Origin of the sequence: Brucella oryzae (assembly GCF_041929965.1) — a bacterium.
GTDB classification, from domain to species: Bacteria; Pseudomonadota; Alphaproteobacteria; order Rhizobiales; family Rhizobiaceae; genus Brucella; species Brucella oryzae.
This window is the reverse complement of sequence record NZ_JBHEEO010000004.1, coordinates 223789-241397: the sequence shown is the minus strand read 5'-3', so window position 1 is coordinate 241397 and position 17609 is coordinate 223789. Positions and strand designations below refer to the sequence as shown.

Here is a 17609-nt window from a genome sequence, read left to right as displayed (position 1 = left end):
AGCACAGACGCCGGGCGGGGTTACTCCATCACCCGCCCTACATAAGGCAGCTGGCGGAAGGCGTGTCCGACATCCATGCCATAACCGACGACAAAATAATCCGGGCATTCGAAAGCCACGAAATCGGCATCGAGATCAACTTTGCGGCGGACGCTCTTGTCGAGAAGAACGGCAATGCTGACGCTGCGCGCTCCGCGTTCCAGCATGAGTTCGCGCACGAATTTCAATGTCTTGCCGGATTCCAGAATATCGTCGATCAGCAGCACATCGCGGTCACGCACATCGCTGTCGATATCACGCAGCAGACGAACTTCCGTGCTGGTCGTGCCCTTGCCATAGCTTGAAACGGTGATGAATTCGACGTCAGGTTCTACGCCTGCATCGTGCATCGCGCGGATGAGGTCGGCTGCAAAGATGAAGGAACCCTTCAGGATCGAAATCGTCAGCAGATTGTGGAACTTGCGTTCAGCAATAGCCTTGGCGAGCTCAAGATTACGACCGGCAATCTCATCCGGGCTAAAGAGAACTTCGATTGTCTTGCCACCGACTTCGGGCATCTGCTGCTTCTCCTGATCGTTCGCTTCCGCGCAGATTTCGGCGCCCATCAAAGGCACCGGAAAGGCACGCTCTATAGCACGGTTTGAAGAAATTGCACCCCATCACATGAAGATGCTCCGGCTTCTCCATTTCCCAGCGTCGAGATTTCATATAGCTTGATTTGCATGCATCCAGACATCATCGAACTGCGATCATTTTACGACACGACACTGGGCCATCTCGCGGAGCGCGCGATCCGCATGGCGCTCGCTGGGCTATGGGAGCACGTGCCGGGAGAGAGGCTTGTCGGCATGGGCTACAGCCTGCCCTATCTCGAGCGCTTCAGTGTCGACACCGAGCGCACATTCGCCTTCATGCCGGCCGGTCAGGGAGCCATCGCCTGGCCCTCGGTTGAGAAAACGGCGACAGCGCTTGTTTTCGATGAGGAGCTGCCGCTTCCCGATTCCTCGATTGACCGCGTGCTTATGGTGCATGCGCTGGAATATGCGGAAAACCCGACGGAAACGCTGAAGGAGATGTGGCGCGTGCTGGCCCCCAATGGACGTCTCGTCATTGTCGTGCCTAACCGGCGCGGCGTTTGGGCCCGCTTCGAACATACACCTTTCGGCAGCGGGCGGCCTTACAGCCGGACGCAGCTGACGACCTTGCTACGCGAAGCCAATTTCACCGTCAGCATGGTCAGCGACGCCCTGCATTTTCCACCCGCCACGCGCCGATGGATGATGCGGCCATGTCTCGCGCTGGAAGGCATGGGGCGGCGGCTATGGCCGGTTTTTTCAGGCGTTCTGGTTGTCGAGGCGCAGAAACGGCTTTATCAGGGATTGCCTGTCGCCCAGCGTTCTTCGCGCCGCGTCTTTGTTCCGGTTCTGGCACCGCAAGGAACACCCGTCGGCGGATTGCGGAAAGTCCCGGCACGATCCAATAACCCAGATCATAGAAATTAGGACATTTGCGCATCAAACCCTGCAAAAACGTACAGTCGCAGCGATCCACACCCGTCACCGAACAAGGTTTTTCTCGACTTGAACGCAATGGCGGGATATGCCGCCAGCGTAGTTTTAACATTGACCTTTTGGCGGAGCCAAAATCATGACCGATACGCAAAACCTTACCCGTCCCCAGCCCAAGGCAGGACTGCTCGACATCGCAGCCTACGTACCCGGCAAGGAACACGTGGAGGGCGTTGCCAAGGTCTATAAACTCTCCTCCAACGAAACGCCTATTGGCCCAAGCCCGCATGCTGTCGAGGCCTATCGACATGCAGGCGAAAAACTGGAGCTTTATCCCGATGGGCAGGCGCTGGCGCTGCGCGAGGCAATTGCGGAATCACAGGGGCTCAATATGGCCAACATCCTGTGCGGCAACGGTTCCGACGAACTGCTCGGCCTGATCTGCCAGACCTATCTTGCTCCGAATGATGAAGCCATCATCACCGAACACGGTTTTGCCGTCTACAAGATCCAGACACTAGGTGCCGGTGCAACGCCGGTTACGGTCAAGGAGACAAACGAACGGATAGACGTGGATGCCATTCTGGCTGCCCTGTCGCCGCGCACGAAGATTGTCTTCATCGCCAATCCGGCCAACCCGACCGGAACCTATCTGCCTTTCGAGGAAGTCCGGCGCCTTCATGCCGGATTACCCAAGCACGTGCTTCTGGTTCTTGATGCGGCCTATGCCGAATATGTCCGTCGCAACGACTATGAATCCGGCCTCGAACTCGTTTCGTCCAACGAGAACGTCGTCATGACGCGCACCTTCTCGAAAATCCACGGGTTGCCGGGCCTGCGTATCGGCTGGATGTATGCGCCGCTGCACGTGGTTGATGCGCTCAACCGCATCCGCGGGCCGTTCAACATGAACTCAGCCGCCATTGCCGCTGGCGCGGCTGCGATCCGTGATCGCGCCCATATCGAAAAGTCGGTCGCCTACAATGACAAATGGCTTGGCTGGTTGACAGAGGAGTTCACCAAGCTCGGCCTCCGGGTAACACCCTCGGTCACGAACTTCCTGCTGATTCATTTTCCCGATGATACCGCACACTCGGCTGATAAGGCTGACGAATGGCTTTCCAGACGCGGCTATATTCTGCGTCGTGTCGGCGGTTACGGCTTCCCCAACGCCTTGCGCATGACGGTCGGACCGGAAGAAGCCAATCGCGGCGTAGTCGCCGCCCTGACTGAATTTTTGAAGTAGAACAATGTCCACGGTCCATTTCGACAAGATCGCCCTCATCGGCATCGGCCTTATCGGTTCATCGCTGGCGCGCGTTATTCGGCGCGAAAAGCTCGCAGACCACATCGCCATTGCCACACGCAGCGGTGAAACGCTGAAACGCGCCGAAGAACTCGCACTCGGTGACAGCTACACCACCGATAGCGCTGAGGCCGTCAAGGATGCCGATCTCGTCATCGTGTCTGTGCCGGTCGGCTCGTCAGGTACCGTCGCGCGCCAGATCGCTGCAAATCTCAAACCCGGCGCCATCGTAACCGACGTTGGCTCCACCAAGGCGTCCGTGATTGCCCAGATGCAGCCGGAATTGCCCGACACCGTGCACTTCATTCCCGGCCACCCGCTGGCGGGAACGGAATATTCCGGCCCGGACGCGGGCTTTGCAGAGCTCTTCATCAATCGCTGGTGCATTCTGACCCCCCTGCCCGATACGGATGAAGCGGCGCTGGAAAAGCTGAGCGATTTCTGGAGCGCCTGCGGCTCGCGCCTTGATCGCATGGACCCGCAGCACCACGATCTGGTGCTGGCCATCGTCTCGCATCTGCCGCACATCATTGCCTACAACATCGTCGGTACGGCCAGCGATCTGGAACAGGTGACGAAGTCGGAAGTCATCAAATATTCCGCTTCCGGTTTCCGTGATTTCACCCGCCTTGCTGCGTCCGACCCGACGATGTGGCGCGACGTCTGCCTGCACAACAAGGATGCGATTCTCGAAATGCTCGGGCGTTTTTCAGAAGATCTGGCCTCGCTACAGCGCTCGATACGCTGGGGCGACGGCGAAGCGCTGTTCGATCTTTTCACGCGCACGCGCGCTGTCCGCCGCGGCATCATCGATGCGGGTCAAGAAGTGGATGCGCCCGATTTCGGCCGTCAGGCCGCGACACGAACGAGTGAAAAGAAGTAGGAAACGCATAGGGCAGCAAACATACTGCCCTACTGCCTTACCCCCTAAAGCGCCGGCAGGCGCCCCAGCGGGATAAATCCGGCACTGACTTTGCCCTTTCGAACGGCAATCTCCATCACGGGATTGCCGTTTTCATCTTTCGGCATGGCCGAGAGAGCAAATAGAACAGTCGCGATATTGCCACTCTGTTCGGGGAATAAGGTCTGCCCTGCCTGCGCCAGCGATTGCGGATTGACGAGCGTCAGTTTCACATCGGCATTGATCAGCCCGTCCGCATCGATCGAAAACGGTCCCGCAACGGAAACCATGGCTCCATTGGGCATGGACAGGAAAGCCTGATTGACCATACCGGAATGTCCGCGCAGCCGTTCATGAAAAGGCGCATCGCTCCTTGCAAGCAGCGTCGCAGCATCTGCTACATCAATATCCGCCACACCGTCGATTTCAGGGCTGGTGGCACTACCGATCACTGCCTTGGCAAGCTTCAATCCAGCAAAGCGGCCATTGATCTTCAAAGTTCCGTCCGCTTGGCTCATGCGGAAATCCATCTGCTCGAGCGTGCTGAGCGGCTCCGTCTTGGTGGTTTCTGTGCGAAGACCGACCGCGACCTCACGTGCAGCCAGTTCGATTTCGGTCGGGAACGGACGCGCCAGCCGGGTATTGGAGGTAAACTTGCTCCAGTTGACTTCCAGCGGCTCCAGCCCCGGAAACTCAATAAAGGCTGGACCTGTCAGATCGTTCGAAAGCGAACGTGGCGCATAGACCGGAGATCCCGAAGTGAAACGCCCGGCGCGGAACGACATACCCTCAGAAGGACGCTGCCAGGAAATGCTGTCGCAGACGACATTGACCCGCAAAGGATAACCGCCCATGCGCAGGTCTTCACATTTAACGCCTATGCCCTGGGCAACAAGCTTGGCCATGTCGGCCTTGGCGCGCGTTTCAAGCTTATTTGCGATATAGAACCAGCCCGCCGTATAGCCTACGATCAAGACAACGAGAATGGCGATGAGCGCTATGGGACGCTTTCTGGCTTTCGGTGCGTTCATTCCAGTGTGCGCCATTTCAAAAGCCTTACATTCATCAGACGGTTGTCTCGACAAGCCTCACTCCGGGTTCAGACCGAATATCGAACCCCGATATGTTTTGCTCCTCCCGACTGTTGGCCATATTATGGCAGGAATGTGCCCTGTGAAGCGATGGAGATGAAAAATCAAAGGATATCCGTTGATTACCAGTGGAAATCGGCGTTCACTAAATCATTATGCATACTCTCATGACCACACCTTTCGATGATAGGCGGATGAACGATTTCTGGGTTTTCGGCTACGGTTCGCTGATGTGGCGGCCGGGTTTTGCGCATGTGGAGACCATGCGCGCGCGCCTTTACGGCTACAGGCGCAGTCTGTGCATCTACTCGCATGTTCATCGTGGGACTCCCGATCAACCGGGGCTGGTTCTCGGGCTCGATGCCGGTGGTTCGTGTCTCGGCATCGCTTTTCGCGTACCCGGCGATATGGCCGGTGAAGTGATGACCTATCTGCGCGAACGCGAAATGTCGAACCATGTTTACCACGAAAAGCATCTCCGCCTGCGTCTCGCCGACGGGCGCAATGTCAACGCCGTCACCTACGTGGCCGACCGCCGCCACCTGCAATATGCAGGCTCGTTGAAAGCCGAGGAAGCCGCTGCAATCGTCGCATCCGCTCGCGGAGATTCCGGCGCCAATCTGGATTATGTCGCCAATACACTCCAGCATCTGCGCAATATGCGTGTCCGTGACCACTGGCTGGAGCACGTCAACGATCTCATTCACCGCAATACTCAACGTCAATCCGGCGGTTCGGGCGGCTGAAAGCGCTTGCTGCACTTCTCAAAAATTCCGGCGCTCAAGCGCTCAGCTCTTGTTCTTGCCCGATGCAACCGCTACATCTCGGCCAATTGCCAAGGAGGCCTCCATGATCGCATTGTTCCGCACCATTGATTTGGCGCTCGATATTTACACCTATATTATTATTGCGAGTGCCATTTTCTCATGGCTCTATGCGTTCAATGTCGTCAATTCCGGCAACCGCTTCGTGGCCTCGATCGGTGAGTTTCTGTACAAGGTGACCGAACCCGTTTTGCGTCCGATCCGAAATATTCTGCCCAATCTCGGCGGCATCGATATTTCGCCGATCATCCTGTTGTTGATCATCTTCTTCATCCGTCAGTTCATGTGGACGACGCTGCTGCCGCTTTTCCTTTAAGCGCATCCAGAAAATCGGAAGCATAAAACAAAAGCGCCCGGACATTACCGGGCGCTTTTGTTTTAGAACTGATTGGATAGCTGTCGCCTACTTGCCTTTGGCGCGTTCGATAGCTTCGACGATGAATTTGCGGGCGTAATCTTCATCACCCCAGTCACCGATCTTAACCCACTTGCCGGGTTCCAGATCCTTGTAGTGCTCGAAGAAGTGCGCGATCTGCTTCAGAGTGATCTCCGGCATATCGGTATAATCGTGGATCTTCTCGTAGCGGCGCGTCAGGTGCGGCGACGGAACGGCGATGATCTTCTCGTCCTTGCCGGAATTGTCTTCCATGACCAGAACGCCGATCGGGCGCACGTTGATGACGCAGCCGGGAACCAGCGGGCGGGTGTTGCAGACGAGAACGTCGATCGGATCGCCATCTTCCGAAAGCGTATGCGGCACGAAGCCGTAATTGCCCGGATAGGTCATTGGCGTATAGAGAAAGCGGTCGACGATGAGGGCGCCGGCCTTCTTGTCCATCTCGTACTTGATCGGCTGGCCGCCGACAGGCACTTCAATGATGACGTTGACGTCTTCAGGAGGATTGGAGCCGATGGAGATGGCATCAATATTCATGATGTGTCCTTTCGTGTCGGGCTCTGATAACGGGTTTCAAGGTTGCGCGCAAGAAAAACGAAAGTTGAAGAAAACGCGGCGAATTGTCGTTCTCGCAACGCAATTGAACGTGATCAGGCCGTTAACATGCTGTGAAGTTAAACGCCGAGCTCGTTCAGTCTTTGAACGGCGGTCGGTGGCATGGGTGGTGGATTGGGATCGTGGCTGGCGGCGACCAGAAATTCGTCACAGGCCGTTTCGGTGGATTCGATGAGCCGCTTCAGGAATTCTTCCTTCGGAAGCCCCGCCGGAATTGGCGGCAGAATACGGGCGCGAATGGTTCCGGGATAGCGTAGAAACTTCCGGCGTGGCCAGTAGAGGCCTGCATTATGCGCTATTGGTACAACCGGGAGATTGAGCGCTTCATAGAGATGGACGATGCCATATTTGTACTGTGGTGGTGCACCCGGGGCCCGGCGCGTTCCTTCGGGATAGATGAGAATCTGACGTCCCTCCGCAATCGCCTTCTCCGCTCCCTTGGTGATTGAATGCAGCGCTTTGACGCGGGAGCCCCGATCAACCGGTATCATCTGCATCTTGGCGATATACCAGCCGAAAAGCGGAATGCGCATCAGTTCCCGTTTCAGGATCAGTACGGGATCGTCGAGATAAGGCAGGAAAGCATAGGTATCCCAGGCAGACTGGTGCTTTGGCGCACAGATATAGGCCCCTTCGGGAATGTTCTCCAATCCCTCGACCACACAGTCGGTGCCTGCGATATGCTTTTGAAGCCAGAGATTGACCCGGGCCCACAGCTTCGGCACGATCCAAGCCTTCTTGCGGGGCAACAGGAAATAAAAGGGCGTATAAACGATCATCTGAACCAGTGTGCAGATATAGAACGCCGCATTGAATAGGATAGAGCGCAGGTAGAGAAGCATCTGTCGGCGAAGATCCTGGCTAGGGCCTGTAGCGTATTTCGTGGACTTTCTTCAGAAAGTGACGGCACCGATATATCAGGAAGATCGACCATTTCCATCAGGAAATTATAAACCGGTAGCGGGATCAGCTCTCGGTCGTTGCACCTTGCTCAGACTGCTTACCAAACAGTTCGGTCGTGCCGACGCGGACGGCGGCACCCAGATATTTCACATACTCGGTGAAGAGCACGCGCAATGTGTCGCCTTCGGCAACCCAGCTATGTTCGCGGCGTTCCCCGTTCACGACGGGATAGGGAATGAACTCGACATCCTTCATGCGATAAGACATTTCCAGCGTGCTGCGCGGAATATGGTAGTTGTTGGTAACCAGGATCACACGGCGAAAATTGTTGGCGCGGATCCAGCGTTCGCTTTCAGTCGCATTGCCAATGGTGTTGAGCGCCGACCGGTCGAGATCGACGCAGCAATCGAACAGACTCTGATCGGCATGCGTCGCGCGTTGCAGCGTTTTTTCATTGGTCGCCGGATGAACACCACTGATCAGTAGACGCTTCCCCCGCTTGTCCTTCAGGAGATCGACGGCAGCCTGAATTCTGGACTGGCCACCAGTCAGAACGATGATGGCATCAGCAGGCTTGTCGATAACCGGGGGCTGCATGCTGGTGACCTTTTCACCGAACACGACGAAGCCGACGAGAAACGCCAGAAGGATAACAAACAGAACGATGGAAACTGGTTGGAAACGTCTGAACATGCGCATCATGACAGACCATAGGAAATTGCCGGACGCAAGTGCAAAGGATTGCAGGTGAACGCCATTCCGGTTACGGCGCCAGACCACATCCCCCGTGGAAAATCCGTTTGCTGTCTGCTTCTGTGCCACTGCATCGTCACTCGACCGGTGCCCGCCCGATAGCGTTTGCTGGATTCGCGTACCATCTCTTCTTCCATCATAGCCAGCATTGCGGCGAGAAGTCGGAGAAGCAGTCGAAAATCTTGTCTTGAAAGCACCTGTATCGGCGAAGGTTCTCATTCGGAGCGCACTCCTGGACCGTCTATGGTGGCAAGCTGGCGGATCACCGTCAGGCGGCTGGTCAACATGGTCAGGAAACTGACCAGAATAATGATGACGGCAGCGCCAATATATCCATCGCGCCCAATGGCGAAATTGCCGAACATAGCTGCCGCCTGATCGCCTTCAGGCGTCGCCATATGGCTTGATGCCCACCAGGAAAACATCAGGAACACAAGCATTGCAGCTGCTCCACCGCATAGCGCGCCTTTCAGTGCCGTACGGAAGAAATGCCATTCAAACTCGCGCGCCACGAATTTCGATTCCGCACCGATAAAATGCAGCACTTCAATAATGTGGCCGTTACCGGACATCGCGCCGCGCGTGGCAAAAATAACGGTCAAAACGGTTGCGGCGATCACAAGCGAAAGAACGGCGGTTCCAACCAGCACCGTCGTATGCGCCATGGAGACGAGCCGGTCGACCCAGGTGCGATGATCGTCAAAGGTCGCGGCCGGAATAGCACGTGTGATTTCAGCACGCATGGTTTCAAAATCAGGCGGAGCATTTTCATCGATCGTCACCACGACGAGCCGCGGTACGGGCAGTTCATCGATATTGAGACCACTTCCCAGCCACGGTTCGAGCAGCCGCGCCGTCGCAGCCTTGTCGATAATGCTGGTGCCTTTCACACCGGCAAAACCGCGCGCGATCTCGCTTGCCTGAGCCAGCGCCTTTTCCATGTCCTGCCCGTCCACAGGACGGATCTGGATCGTGGCCTCGCGAGCGATCTGGCTCTGCCAGGCAGCAGCCGAGGCGCGAACGAGCGTCACGCCGCCCATCGTCAGACACGCTAGAAAGGTCATGATCGCAATCACGATGACAAGCGCGGTGCCCGTAACGCTGCCATCGGGAACGATGGGGCTCGGTCCCTGACGTTTCCGGCGCTTGCCTATACGGACAAGCAGCATGTCCTTGAGGTCTTCAAGTCGGACCCGGATATCATCCAGCGTGCGCTGCCAGGCGTTCTTTGCATCAATCATAGATGTCGAGCCGCCCATGTTCGAGAATCATGCGCCGCGCATCAACCTGATCCATCAGGGAAAGGTCGTGGGTCGCGATAATCACGGCAGTGCCCGAACGGTTCAGCTCGGTGAAAAGGCGCAGGAGGCGCTTTGCAAGCGGTGGATCGACATTGCCGGTCGGTTCGTCGGCCAGAAGCAGTTCCGGCTGATCGATAAGCGCCCGCGCAATTGCAGCACGCTGCTTTTCACCACCTGAAAGAACAGGCGGCAACACATTCATGCGATCGCCAAGCCCAACCCAATGCAGAAGCTCCTCCACCTCGTGACGGTAGGTGGCCTCTTCCTTTCCGCGCACACGCAGCGGAAGCGCCACATTCTCATAGGTGGTCATATGGTCGAGCAGGCGGAAATCCTGAAACACGATACCGATGCGGCGGCGCAAAAGCGGAATTTCCGCATGATTGAGCCTTGCCACATCCTTGCCAAAAATATTGATAAGGCCGCGCGTCGGCTTCAGCGCCATGAAGAGAAGGCGCATGAGCGAAGTCTTTCCCGCCCCGGAAGGGCCGGTCAAAAACTGGAATGAACGCGGCGGAATATGGAAACTGACATCGCGCAGGATCTCAGGCCCCATTCCATATCGCAGGCCGACATTCTCAAAACGTATCACCGGCTGTTTCTCTTAAATTGTCCGCGCGTTTGAAGACGAACGGATGACATCGATATCAGATTGACCTTTATCCTCCATGGTTAACGTTGCGTTAAATTCGGGCGCACGCACTTCAAAAAAATACGTGAATGAAGCCGCGCTTCGGGAGAATTAAGCTTAGCATTAACCATTATGAGCCAGTGTGTGGCACCGGTCGAACGGCGAAAAACGCAGAGGAAGATGAGGTCATGATGGCGAAACAACCATCGGCAGCGCAGATACCGCGCACGCGTGAACGGAACCCCGCTGCATGGTTTGCTTCCAATGAAGGGATGATCGAGGACGCCGAGTTCGAAACCATTCTCCCGGTCTCTGCGTCCCGAAAATCTTTCTCACTCAGCATTTCGAAAAAAACGCCCATCATGGGAAAATGTGCGTCTGAAACACATCTCACCAACGAATGGCCGGGTTTCGGATATTGGGTTTTCGTCGCTCTTTGCGCGACAACGGCTTTTTGGATAGCAGGCGGATATACATTGCTTGCCGACAGGAAGCCTGCCCTCTCCGTCAGACAAGCGACACTGCCCCTCATTTCGGCACTTCAGCTCACCGAGCTGAAAACCAGCGTCGGGGTGCGCGACAAAGGCGACGTTTTAAGTGTTGCTGGACGCATTCAAAATAACACATCCGAAGATCACATCGCACCGCCATTGATCGTCATGATTACCTATGGCGACGGCAGCAAACGCGAGCGCCGTCTGGCTTCGGGAGAAGCAACGCTGAAACCAGGCGAGTATATTGACTTCGAAACAATGCTGCCTGCTCTTCGCGGCACAATCGAGAAAGTCGACGTCCGGCTGGCCAGTTCCGCCTGATGCGCCAACTACTGCCAACAGCCTAAATTACGGCCCTTGAGATTGTGCGAATCGATTTCGACGACAAGACGCGGGTCTTCCCGCAAAAGAACCAAAGTCGTGCGCTGCTTGAGATCGATCTTCTGCCAGCCCGCGCACTCGGTCGGCATTGGCGTGCTGTCGATCTTCACCTTTTCCGTCCATGCCGTCGCCGTGCAGCCGGACAAGACTGCGAGAATCGGAACAACTTTGACGGCCCCCAAAACAAGCCTTTGTGCTTTCGTCCCAGGATGAGTGTTCAAGGCTGACAACTCCTATCTGCCCCGCGAAAATCACCTGCCAACTGCATTTGCACTGGCCAGCGTCGCCCATTCGACAGTTGCGCTTATAACGTGCCGTCCCCTCTCTCCGCAATATGGCTGAACGGGTCCGGCACCTTTAAAAAGGCAGATCGACCAACTCTAACTGCCACCAGAACCCAATTTAGAAGAGATATAAAAGCAACCTCGAATATACTAAGAATAGCATTTTTATTTACTGAAATGATAGGAAAAGCCCCAAGAGAACAAAAGCCGTCAATAAAGTTAAACGTGATTGTCCGAAGAAAAAGACGATTATATGCTTCTTGCTAAATGATTCGCATATGACATTTTCACTACACCAACCCTGGGGATTTCCATGCTGAACAAATTGTCGGCTGAATTTTTCGGAACATTCTGGCTCGTTTTCGGGGGGTGCGGCAGCGCGATCTTGGCCGCAGCCTTCCCTGAACTGGGCATCGGTTTTCTTGGCGTCGCCCTCGCTTTCGGCTTGACTGTCCTGACCATGGCCTATGCTGTGGGCGGCATTTCCGGCGGTCATTTCAACCCAGCCGTTTCCTTGGGTCTCATGGTAGCTGGCCGTCTCCCGGCCAAAGACCTGATCCCTTACTGGGTCGCGCAGGTTCTTGGCGCCATCGCAGCCGCAGCCGTGCTCTTCCTCATCGCTTCGGGCAAGGATGGCTTTTCAGCGGGTGGCCTCGCCTCGAACGGCTATGGCGAACTTTCTCCCGGCGGCTACAGCATGATGGCAGGCCTGCTCATTGAAATCATCCTGACGGCCTTCTTCCTCATCATCATTCTGGGCTCCACCTCGTCGCTGGCTCCGGCTGGCTTTGCTCCAATTGCCATCGGTCTCGGTCTGACCTTGATCCATCTGATTTCGATCCCGGTCACCAATACGTCGGTCAACCCCGCTCGTTCGACCGGTGTGGCGCTCTTCGCAGAGACAGCCGCGCTCAGCCAGCTCTGGCTGTTCTGGGTAGCACCACTCGTCGGCGCCGCGATCGGTGCGATCATCTGGAAAGGCTTGCTCGGCAAGGATTAATCCAGAGAAACTACACCCGAAAGGCCGGTCCAATCCGGCCTTTCTCGTTTTCGAAACCACCCTGTATTTAGCCCGGCCACCAGTCACAAAAAATGGTTCCGATCATGGGAAGGATACTGTAAATAACATCTACCTTCCTGTTGTCGCGCATATCCAACGCAGAATCGCTTTTGCTGGAGATGCTTTAGATGTTGTGAGCAATGCCCCCTTCCACCGACGCTTCTTCTGCGGATCGTTATGCCGCATTCCGGCACTCTGCCTTCAAAAAATATTGGGGTGCCCGCTTCCTGAGCGCATTTGCGGTCCAGATCGTAAGCGTTTCGGTGGGCTGGCAGATTTATGACCTCACCCGCGATGCGTTCAATCTGGGCATGGTCGGGCTGGTGCAGTTTCTGCCCGCCCTGTTGCTGGTTCTGGTCACCGGGGCCACTGCCGACCGTTTCGGCAGACGCTTCATTATGGGCCTCTCGCTCATTCTGGAAAGCATAGTGACGGCATTACTGCTCTGTCTGACCCTTACAGGTCTGTTCGAGCCCCTGACCGTTTTTGCTGCACTGACACTTTTTGGCGTGGCACGCGCATTTCTCGGACCTTCTTCCGCTTCGCTGGTCGTCAATCTCGTGCCGACTGAAGACTTTGCCAACGCCGTTTCATGGAATTCATCTGCTTGGCAGGTCGCGACAATTGTTGGCCCGGTTGCAGGTGGATTGCTTTATGGCATTTCGCCGGTTGCTGCCTATTCCGTGGCAACGGTTTTCCTGCTGATCGGTTCGTTCCTGATCTTTTCCATTCCAAAGCCCAAGCAGCATACACTTGCCGAACATCGTTCGCTGACGAGCATGTTGGCCGGTTTCCGCTACATCTGGAGGGAAAAGATCGTCCTTGGCGCGATTTCGCTCGATCTCTTTGCCGTTCTCCTCGGCGGAACAGTGGCTCTGCTCCCCATTTATGCACGCGACATCCTTGATCTCGGCCCCTGGGGCCTGGGACTGCTACGCTCCGCTCCGGGCATCGGCGCTGTTCTGACAGCAATCTGGCTGGCGGGACACCCGATCCGCGACCATGCGGGGCGCGTGATGTTCGTCTTCGTCGGCCTCTTCGGCTTCTTCAATATTATTTTCGGTGTCTCAACTCTGACATGGTTGTCCGTCGTTGCCCTGGCACTTGCGGGTGCCGCTGACATGATCAGCGTCTATATCCGCGAGACGCTTATGCAGCTTTGGACGCCCGATCACGTACGCGGTCGCGTCAATGCCGTCAACATGGTCTTTGTCGGCGCATCGAACGAGCTGGGCGAATTCCGCGCTGGCCTGATGGCGGCTGCTATCGGCGCTGTTCCCGCCGTCGTCATCGGCGGTTTGGGATCGATCGCCGTTGCGATTGCCTGGGCGGCCATGTTCCCGCAATTGCGCAAAGCCCGTCATTTGCAAGGACGGACCTGATCGTCCGAAATATAGGAATCCGTCAGGAAGCGGAGGTGCTGCGGTCCACCTTGTCCATACGATCCTGAATGGCATTACGGTCATCTTGCCGGATGCCGACGAGTTCGGCCACACGCCACATCACGTCGGCCTCGACTTCACTCACCTTGCCATCGGCATAGACCATTTCCCACATCAGACCAATCAGGTCTAAACGTGCCTGATAGTCGAGCTGCCGCTTCAGAACCGACGTGAAATCTGACGGGTCGATTGCTTCCTGATCGGCCTTTTCCGCCGCACGGATCAGCCGTTTCAGGCTATCGCCTTTCAAGCCATATTTCAGCGATAGCATGGACGAAAGCTTCTTCCGCTCGCTTTCACGTGTTTCGCCGTCGGCGTCCATGATGTGATAGAGCAGAGCGGCAGCGGCCAGCCTTGGATCGTCATTGGAAAATTTTTCGCTCCGGTCGCGAAAACTATTAGACGGAAGTTCCTTCAAAAAATCCAAGAGACGATCGAACATTTACCCTCGCTGCCACATTCACTGCTTGCCGACTGTAAACCGGTTCCCGGATATTTAGTTAGCAACATCGAAGGTAACGGGCTAAATGCACCAGGCAAGGCGGTAAACTGTCTTACACCGCCGTTTGCCGCCCAAGAGATACGCAGCGTTGTTTTTCGGCAACGATTCGCGGAAAGCCTGATCAGAAAAGCTTCAATCCGCTCTGCGCCTTCTGCGAAGATTTGCTTTCGTCGACGCCCGGATCGTCTACCACGATATGAGCGCGGTGCGGCTCGCCCTCTGCATCGTCTGCCACCACATCGGCCATGGGAGGCCGCGCCTCGTCGGCCTTTTGTGCCGGAGGGACCGGCGTCAGTCTGACAGGCTCGGCAGCAGGAACGACGACTTCAGCTTCCTCCACCTCCTGAACCGGCGGCGTTCGCTCCACAGGGGCAGATATTTCCGCCGCGTCAGCCTTGTCCCGAGGCTCTGTCAGAACAATCTGATTGACCGACTTCGCTTCCACCGGGCCCTTGATTTCGGGCTTTTCCGCTTCAATCGCTGGAGCAAGTTCCACGACGGGAACTTTCCACTCGAAACTGTTGAGCCGCCCTGTAACCGGCGATACCGGTGACCATTGTTCGGAAACATAGCCATCGGCAGTCCACGCGGGATCGCGCGGCGCCTTGACGGCGCGCGCCAGCCATTCACGAACCTTGCCCTGATCGCCGGTTTCAGCTTCTTCAATATCGGCAAGCAGCAGATAGGCGCTTTCACGCGGCGAAGCGCGCAGGACCTGCTCGGCATTGTCGCGAGCAAAACGATAATCGCCTGCCTCATAGGCAGCCCGAGCGAGAACAAGACTGCCTTCGACATTGTTGGAGCGCAGCGATACAAGATGCTTGGCGCGCTTCAGGCGATCCTGTGCTGTATCGCCGGACCGGGCATAGACATAGGTTGAAGCGATATCGGGATGCGGAAACCGCTTCCAGGCCGCTTCCAGAATTTTCGAGCCTTTCCGCACATCACCATCGGCGAAAAGAGCACGCGCAGCAACCACGGCGGCGGGCACCAGGTCGGGCGCGAGCTTGTTCGCCTCCAGCGCCATCGCCTTGGCCCGTGCATGATCGACATCGACCACCGCCATCGCCTTGGCGGTCAACAGTGCGGCGCGTTCCTTCTTCACCACATCCTTGCTATGGCTAAGCGCCTGCTTGCGCGCGTCGACAAGCTTCAGCGCCGCATCCCAATCACCCTCTGCACAAAGCTGCCCCATCATGGCCGACGAGGCCCACTCCAGCTGCGGCGCTTGGGCAGCAGCTTCGGCGGCATAATGATTGGCGGCTTCACGTGCACCGACGCGCTGGGCTTCGATATAAAGCCCACGCAGACCGAGCAGGCGTGTCTCGGGGTCTTCCACCATCGCCTCAAAGCCCCTGCGAGCATCTTCCGTGCGCCCTTCCAGCATCGCGGTCTGCGCTTCGAGAAGCTTTATCAGGGGTTCCTGGTCGGAGCTGAGCAGCTTGCCCGCCTGTTTGGTCATGCGGCGCGCTGCTTCCGCATCGCCGGCACCGGCTGCAATCAATCCGGTTGACAGCGACTGATAGCCACGATCACGCTTGCGCGCGCGAAAATGCCGGCGCAGTGTGTAGGGAGACTGGATAATGCTCTTAATCAGCCACCACAGAATGAGAATGGCCGCGACAATGGCAACGATCCCCGCAACGGCAGTTATCAGCGGCACATTATAATGGTTACCCGCGAAGGTGACATCGAGTTCGCCCGGACGGTCCGCAAGCCAGGCAAAGCCGAAACCAAGCGCAGCAACAATGACGAGATAGAACAGGACACGCAGCATCGGCCCGCCTCCTATTGACCGGAAGAGGCCGGAGCCCCGCTGGTTTCACCTGCCGAAACCTTCGGTTTCAGGCTGTCCGCAACGAGACGCTGTACAAGTATATCCGCATCACGCCGCGCCCGCACCTGGTCGGCAAATTCCTGCGAGGCTGCCTTTGCATCGGCAGGCAGTTGCTCCCATTCGCCAAGAGCCCGCTCCAGATCGCCAGCCTGAATCGCGGCCTCCATGCGGGCCGTGATCGGCCCGACCCCGGTGCCGCTGACATTGCCTGCAACAGGGCGCACACTGACCAGCCCCCTGGCGCTGGCGACAAGCTGGTCCCAAATCCCGGCATCGGCAGGCAGTTTGTTTTCGGTCGCGACAATCCGGTTCGCGACTGCACCAAACCACGCATTCAGATCGGCAACGGTCGGCACGCCCTTGTCGGCGAAAGCGCGCAGTTTTTCGATGGACGCGGCATTTGGAGCAACCGAAGCGTAAGTGTCGAGCTCCGTCTTGAACGAACCGCCACGATCGATCGCCATTTTCAGCGCATTTGCCGCAATGAGCGCCGTCGCGTCGGGCTGGCGTGAAGCCTGAGTGACCTTTTCCTGCAGGGATGTCAGTTTCGATTCGAGCGATGAAATCGTACCGCTGTTTCCCGTCACTCCGGCGCTCGCCTCATCGGCCCGGCTTTGCGTCGCTGAAAGCTTGTTTTCCAGCGCGTCCAACCGCTCTGTCAGGGCAGAGGTATCGGCCGCCACTTCCTGTCCCGCCTCTTTCGGCAAGGCCGCGAATTGCTGCTGAAGATCGGCCAACGAACCTGCGACCGCTTCCGCCTTGATCTCGGCTGCCTGCACATTCTTTTCCAGAGATGCAAGTTGCGCACGGCTTGCATCGTCCAGGGGCGCAGGTGTCGGATTGCTCCGCAGATCGGCGATCTGCTGCTCCATATGCGCCAGCTGTTCCGCTGCCACTCTTGCGCCTGGAGAGGGAATTACATTGCCCCATTGCAGCGCAAGCAAGCCGCCGAGCCCGATAATACCACCGGCGATACCAGCCAGAAGATGCGACGCCCCCGTCCCGTTCTTTTGCGCAGGCTGCTGGGTTTCTGGTTTCACGCCCGAGGTAAAGGGCGGCTTGGTATATGTCGAACTTTCCGGCGTTTCCGTCTTCGGGGTCTTTTCGGCGGTTGCCGCGTCCGGTTTGGGTGATGCAGGCTTCGGGGTTTCCGGCTTTGGGTTCTGAGGTTTCGAAAAATTTCCTACCGGCTCCGCGTCTGGCATCGCCTTCGCCGGTTCGTCAACCCGCTTCACGTCCGATGGATCGAGATTGATCGTCACAGGATTACGGGCCGGTTTGGAATGTCGCGGAGTGCCGGGTTTCGCCATGGATCCTCTCGTAAATGCCGATTGGTTGCCTCAGACTCTAACAGATAAAATCGCCAGATGAAGGAAGGT

At 56.8% G+C, this 17609-nt stretch carries 19 protein-coding genes; 8 read left to right on the top strand and 11 right to left on the bottom strand.

Annotation, left to right across the window (positions count from 1 at the left end):
* Positions 1–20 precede the first annotated feature (20 nt).
* The gene (hpt, locus tag JNC70_RS06060; RefSeq protein ID WP_006467925.1) at positions 21–557 is read right to left on the bottom strand and encodes a hypoxanthine phosphoribosyltransferase; all 537 of its coding nucleotides are present in this window, start codon (positions 555–557) and stop codon (positions 21–23) included.
* Between the two features lie 165 nt (positions 558–722).
* Here hpt and JNC70_RS06055 point away from each other — a divergent pair, with 165 nt between their 5' ends.
* From JNC70_RS06055 to JNC70_RS06045, 3 genes are all read left to right on the top strand, one after another.
* Positions 723–1502 (top strand): class I SAM-dependent methyltransferase, encoded by a 780-nt coding sequence (locus JNC70_RS06055; RefSeq protein ID WP_104754996.1) that lies wholly within the window; start codon positions 723–725, stop codon positions 1500–1502.
* Between the two features lie 145 nt (positions 1503–1647).
* Positions 1648–2754, top strand: a complete 1107-nt coding sequence (gene hisC, locus JNC70_RS06050) for a histidinol-phosphate transaminase (RefSeq protein ID WP_104754997.1) — start codon at positions 1648–1650, stop codon at positions 2752–2754.
* A 4-nt stretch (positions 2755–2758) separates the two neighbouring features.
* Positions 2759–3697 (top strand): prephenate/arogenate dehydrogenase family protein, encoded by a 939-nt coding sequence (locus JNC70_RS06045; protein WP_104754998.1) that lies wholly within the window; start codon positions 2759–2761, stop codon positions 3695–3697.
* 44 nt (positions 3698–3741) lie between these two features.
* Here JNC70_RS06045 and JNC70_RS06040 read toward each other — a convergent pair whose 3' ends face one another.
* Complete coding sequence (locus tag JNC70_RS06040) at positions 3742–4761, bottom strand: DUF2125 domain-containing protein (RefSeq protein ID WP_104754999.1); 1020 nt, start codon at positions 4759–4761, stop codon at positions 3742–3744.
* Positions 4762–4973: 212 nt separating this feature from the next.
* On the opposite strand from JNC70_RS06040, the gene JNC70_RS06035 reads away from it, so the two are divergent.
* Positions 4974–5552, top strand: coding sequence for a gamma-glutamylcyclotransferase (locus JNC70_RS06035; protein ID WP_104755000.1), 579 nt, complete (start codon positions 4974–4976; stop codon positions 5550–5552).
* 103 nt (positions 5553–5655) lie between these two features.
* The gene (locus tag JNC70_RS06030) at positions 5656–5946 is read left to right on the top strand and encodes a YggT family protein (protein WP_061344492.1); all 291 of its coding nucleotides are present in this window, start codon (positions 5656–5658) and stop codon (positions 5944–5946) included.
* 87 nt (positions 5947–6033) lie between these two features.
* On the opposite strand, the gene ppa is transcribed toward JNC70_RS06030, so the two are convergent.
* From ppa to ftsE, 5 genes are all read right to left on the bottom strand, one after another.
* On the bottom strand, positions 6034–6564 hold the full coding sequence (gene ppa, locus JNC70_RS06025; protein WP_010657539.1) for an inorganic diphosphatase: 531 nt from the start codon (positions 6562–6564) through the stop codon (positions 6034–6036).
* 137 nt (positions 6565–6701) lie between these two features.
* On the bottom strand, positions 6702–7484 hold the full coding sequence (locus JNC70_RS06020) for a lysophospholipid acyltransferase family protein (RefSeq protein ID WP_104755001.1): 783 nt from the start codon (positions 7482–7484) through the stop codon (positions 6702–6704).
* Between the two features lie 124 nt (positions 7485–7608).
* Positions 7609–8517 carry a YdcF family protein gene (locus JNC70_RS06015; protein ID WP_104755002.1) on the bottom strand — a complete coding sequence of 303 codons (909 nt, stop codon included), beginning with the start codon at positions 8515–8517 and terminating at the stop codon, positions 7609–7611.
* Positions 8514–9539, bottom strand: a complete 1026-nt coding sequence (locus tag JNC70_RS06010; RefSeq protein WP_374788555.1) for a cell division protein FtsX — start codon at positions 9537–9539, stop codon at positions 8514–8516. Before JNC70_RS06010 ends, JNC70_RS06015 begins: the two co-directional genes overlap by 4 nt.
* Complete coding sequence (gene ftsE / locus JNC70_RS06005; RefSeq protein ID WP_235925422.1) at positions 9532–10155, bottom strand: cell division ATP-binding protein FtsE; 624 nt, start codon at positions 10153–10155, stop codon at positions 9532–9534. Before ftsE ends, JNC70_RS06010 begins: the two co-directional genes overlap by 8 nt.
* 263 nt (positions 10156–10418) lie before the next feature.
* Between ftsE and JNC70_RS06000 the strand changes: the two genes are divergently transcribed.
* Positions 10419–11045, top strand: a complete 627-nt coding sequence (locus tag JNC70_RS06000) for a hypothetical protein (protein WP_245414732.1) — start codon at positions 10419–10421, stop codon at positions 11043–11045.
* An 8-nt stretch (positions 11046–11053) separates the two neighbouring features.
* Here the strand turns inward: JNC70_RS06000 and JNC70_RS05995 are convergent, their stop codons facing one another.
* Entirely contained in the window at positions 11054–11326 is a 273-nt protein-coding gene (locus tag JNC70_RS05995) for a hypothetical protein (protein ID WP_104755006.1), read from the bottom strand.
* Between the two features lie 376 nt (positions 11327–11702).
* Here JNC70_RS05995 and aqpZ point away from each other — a divergent pair, with 376 nt between their 5' ends.
* Together aqpZ and JNC70_RS05985 are read left to right on the top strand one after the other, a co-directional pair.
* Positions 11703–12389, top strand: a complete 687-nt coding sequence (aqpZ, locus tag JNC70_RS05990; protein WP_104755007.1) for an aquaporin Z — start codon at positions 11703–11705, stop codon at positions 12387–12389.
* Positions 12390–12589: 200 nt separating this feature from the next.
* Positions 12590–13831 (top strand): MFS transporter, encoded by a 1242-nt coding sequence (locus tag JNC70_RS05985; RefSeq protein WP_104755008.1) that lies wholly within the window; start codon positions 12590–12592, stop codon positions 13829–13831.
* A 22-nt stretch (positions 13832–13853) separates the two neighbouring features.
* Here JNC70_RS05985 and JNC70_RS05980 read toward each other — a convergent pair whose 3' ends face one another.
* From JNC70_RS05980 to JNC70_RS05970, 3 genes are all read right to left on the bottom strand, one after another.
* A complete protein-coding gene (locus JNC70_RS05980; protein WP_104755009.1) occupies positions 13854–14333 on the bottom strand; it encodes a tellurite resistance TerB family protein in 480 nt (159 codons plus the stop codon).
* 181 nt (positions 14334–14514) lie between these two features.
* Positions 14515–16170: a heme biosynthesis protein HemY gene (locus JNC70_RS05975; protein WP_104755010.1), complete on the bottom strand. Its 1656-nt coding sequence runs from the start codon at positions 16168–16170 to the stop codon at positions 14515–14517.
* Positions 16171–16181: 11 nt separating this feature from the next.
* Positions 16182–17540, bottom strand: coding sequence for a COG4223 family protein (locus JNC70_RS05970; protein ID WP_104755011.1), 1359 nt, complete (start codon positions 17538–17540; stop codon positions 16182–16184).
* Between the last annotated feature and the right edge of the window lie 69 nt (positions 17541–17609).

Coding starts and splice junctions, on each gene's coding strand:
- ppa (WP_010657539.1), bottom strand. CDS start 6,564: ATGAATATTGATGCCATCTCCATCGGCTCCAATCCTCCTGAAGACGTC.
- JNC70_RS06040 (WP_104754999.1), bottom strand. CDS start 4,761: ATGGCGCACACTGGAATGAACGCACCGAAAGCCAGAAAGCGTCCCATA.
- JNC70_RS06015 (WP_104755002.1), bottom strand. CDS start 8,517: ATGAGAACCTTCGCCGATACAGGTGCTTTCAAGACAAGATTTTCGACT.
- JNC70_RS05985 (WP_104755008.1), top strand. CDS start 12,590: ATGCCCCCTTCCACCGACGCTTCTTCTGCGGATCGTTATGCCGCATTC.
- JNC70_RS06045 (WP_104754998.1), top strand. CDS start 2,759: ATGTCCACGGTCCATTTCGACAAGATCGCCCTCATCGGCATCGGCCTT.
- JNC70_RS06030 (WP_061344492.1), top strand. CDS start 5,656: ATGATCGCATTGTTCCGCACCATTGATTTGGCGCTCGATATTTACACC.
- aqpZ (WP_104755007.1), top strand. CDS start 11,703: ATGCTGAACAAATTGTCGGCTGAATTTTTCGGAACATTCTGGCTCGTT.
- ftsE (WP_235925422.1), bottom strand. CDS start 10,155: ATGGGGCCTGAGATCCTGCGCGATGTCAGTTTCCATATTCCGCCGCGT.
- JNC70_RS06035 (WP_104755000.1), top strand. CDS start 4,974: ATGACCACACCTTTCGATGATAGGCGGATGAACGATTTCTGGGTTTTC.
- JNC70_RS06010 (WP_374788555.1), bottom strand. CDS start 9,539: ATGATTGATGCAAAGAACGCCTGGCAGCGCACGCTGGATGATATCCGG.
- JNC70_RS06000 (WP_245414732.1), top strand. CDS start 10,419: ATGATGGCGAAACAACCATCGGCAGCGCAGATACCGCGCACGCGTGAA.
- hisC (WP_104754997.1), top strand. CDS start 1,648: ATGACCGATACGCAAAACCTTACCCGTCCCCAGCCCAAGGCAGGACTG.
- JNC70_RS05975 (WP_104755010.1), bottom strand. CDS start 16,170: ATGCTGCGTGTCCTGTTCTATCTCGTCATTGTTGCTGCGCTTGGTTTC.
- JNC70_RS06055 (WP_104754996.1), top strand. CDS start 723: ATGCATCCAGACATCATCGAACTGCGATCATTTTACGACACGACACTG.
- JNC70_RS05970 (WP_104755011.1), bottom strand. CDS start 17,540: ATGGCGAAACCCGGCACTCCGCGACATTCCAAACCGGCCCGTAATCCT.
- hpt (WP_006467925.1), bottom strand. CDS start 557: ATGCCCGAAGTCGGTGGCAAGACAATCGAAGTTCTCTTTAGCCCGGAT.
- JNC70_RS05980 (WP_104755009.1), bottom strand. CDS start 14,333: ATGTTCGATCGTCTCTTGGATTTTTTGAAGGAACTTCCGTCTAATAGT.
- JNC70_RS06020 (WP_104755001.1), bottom strand. CDS start 7,484: ATGCTTCTCTACCTGCGCTCTATCCTATTCAATGCGGCGTTCTATATC.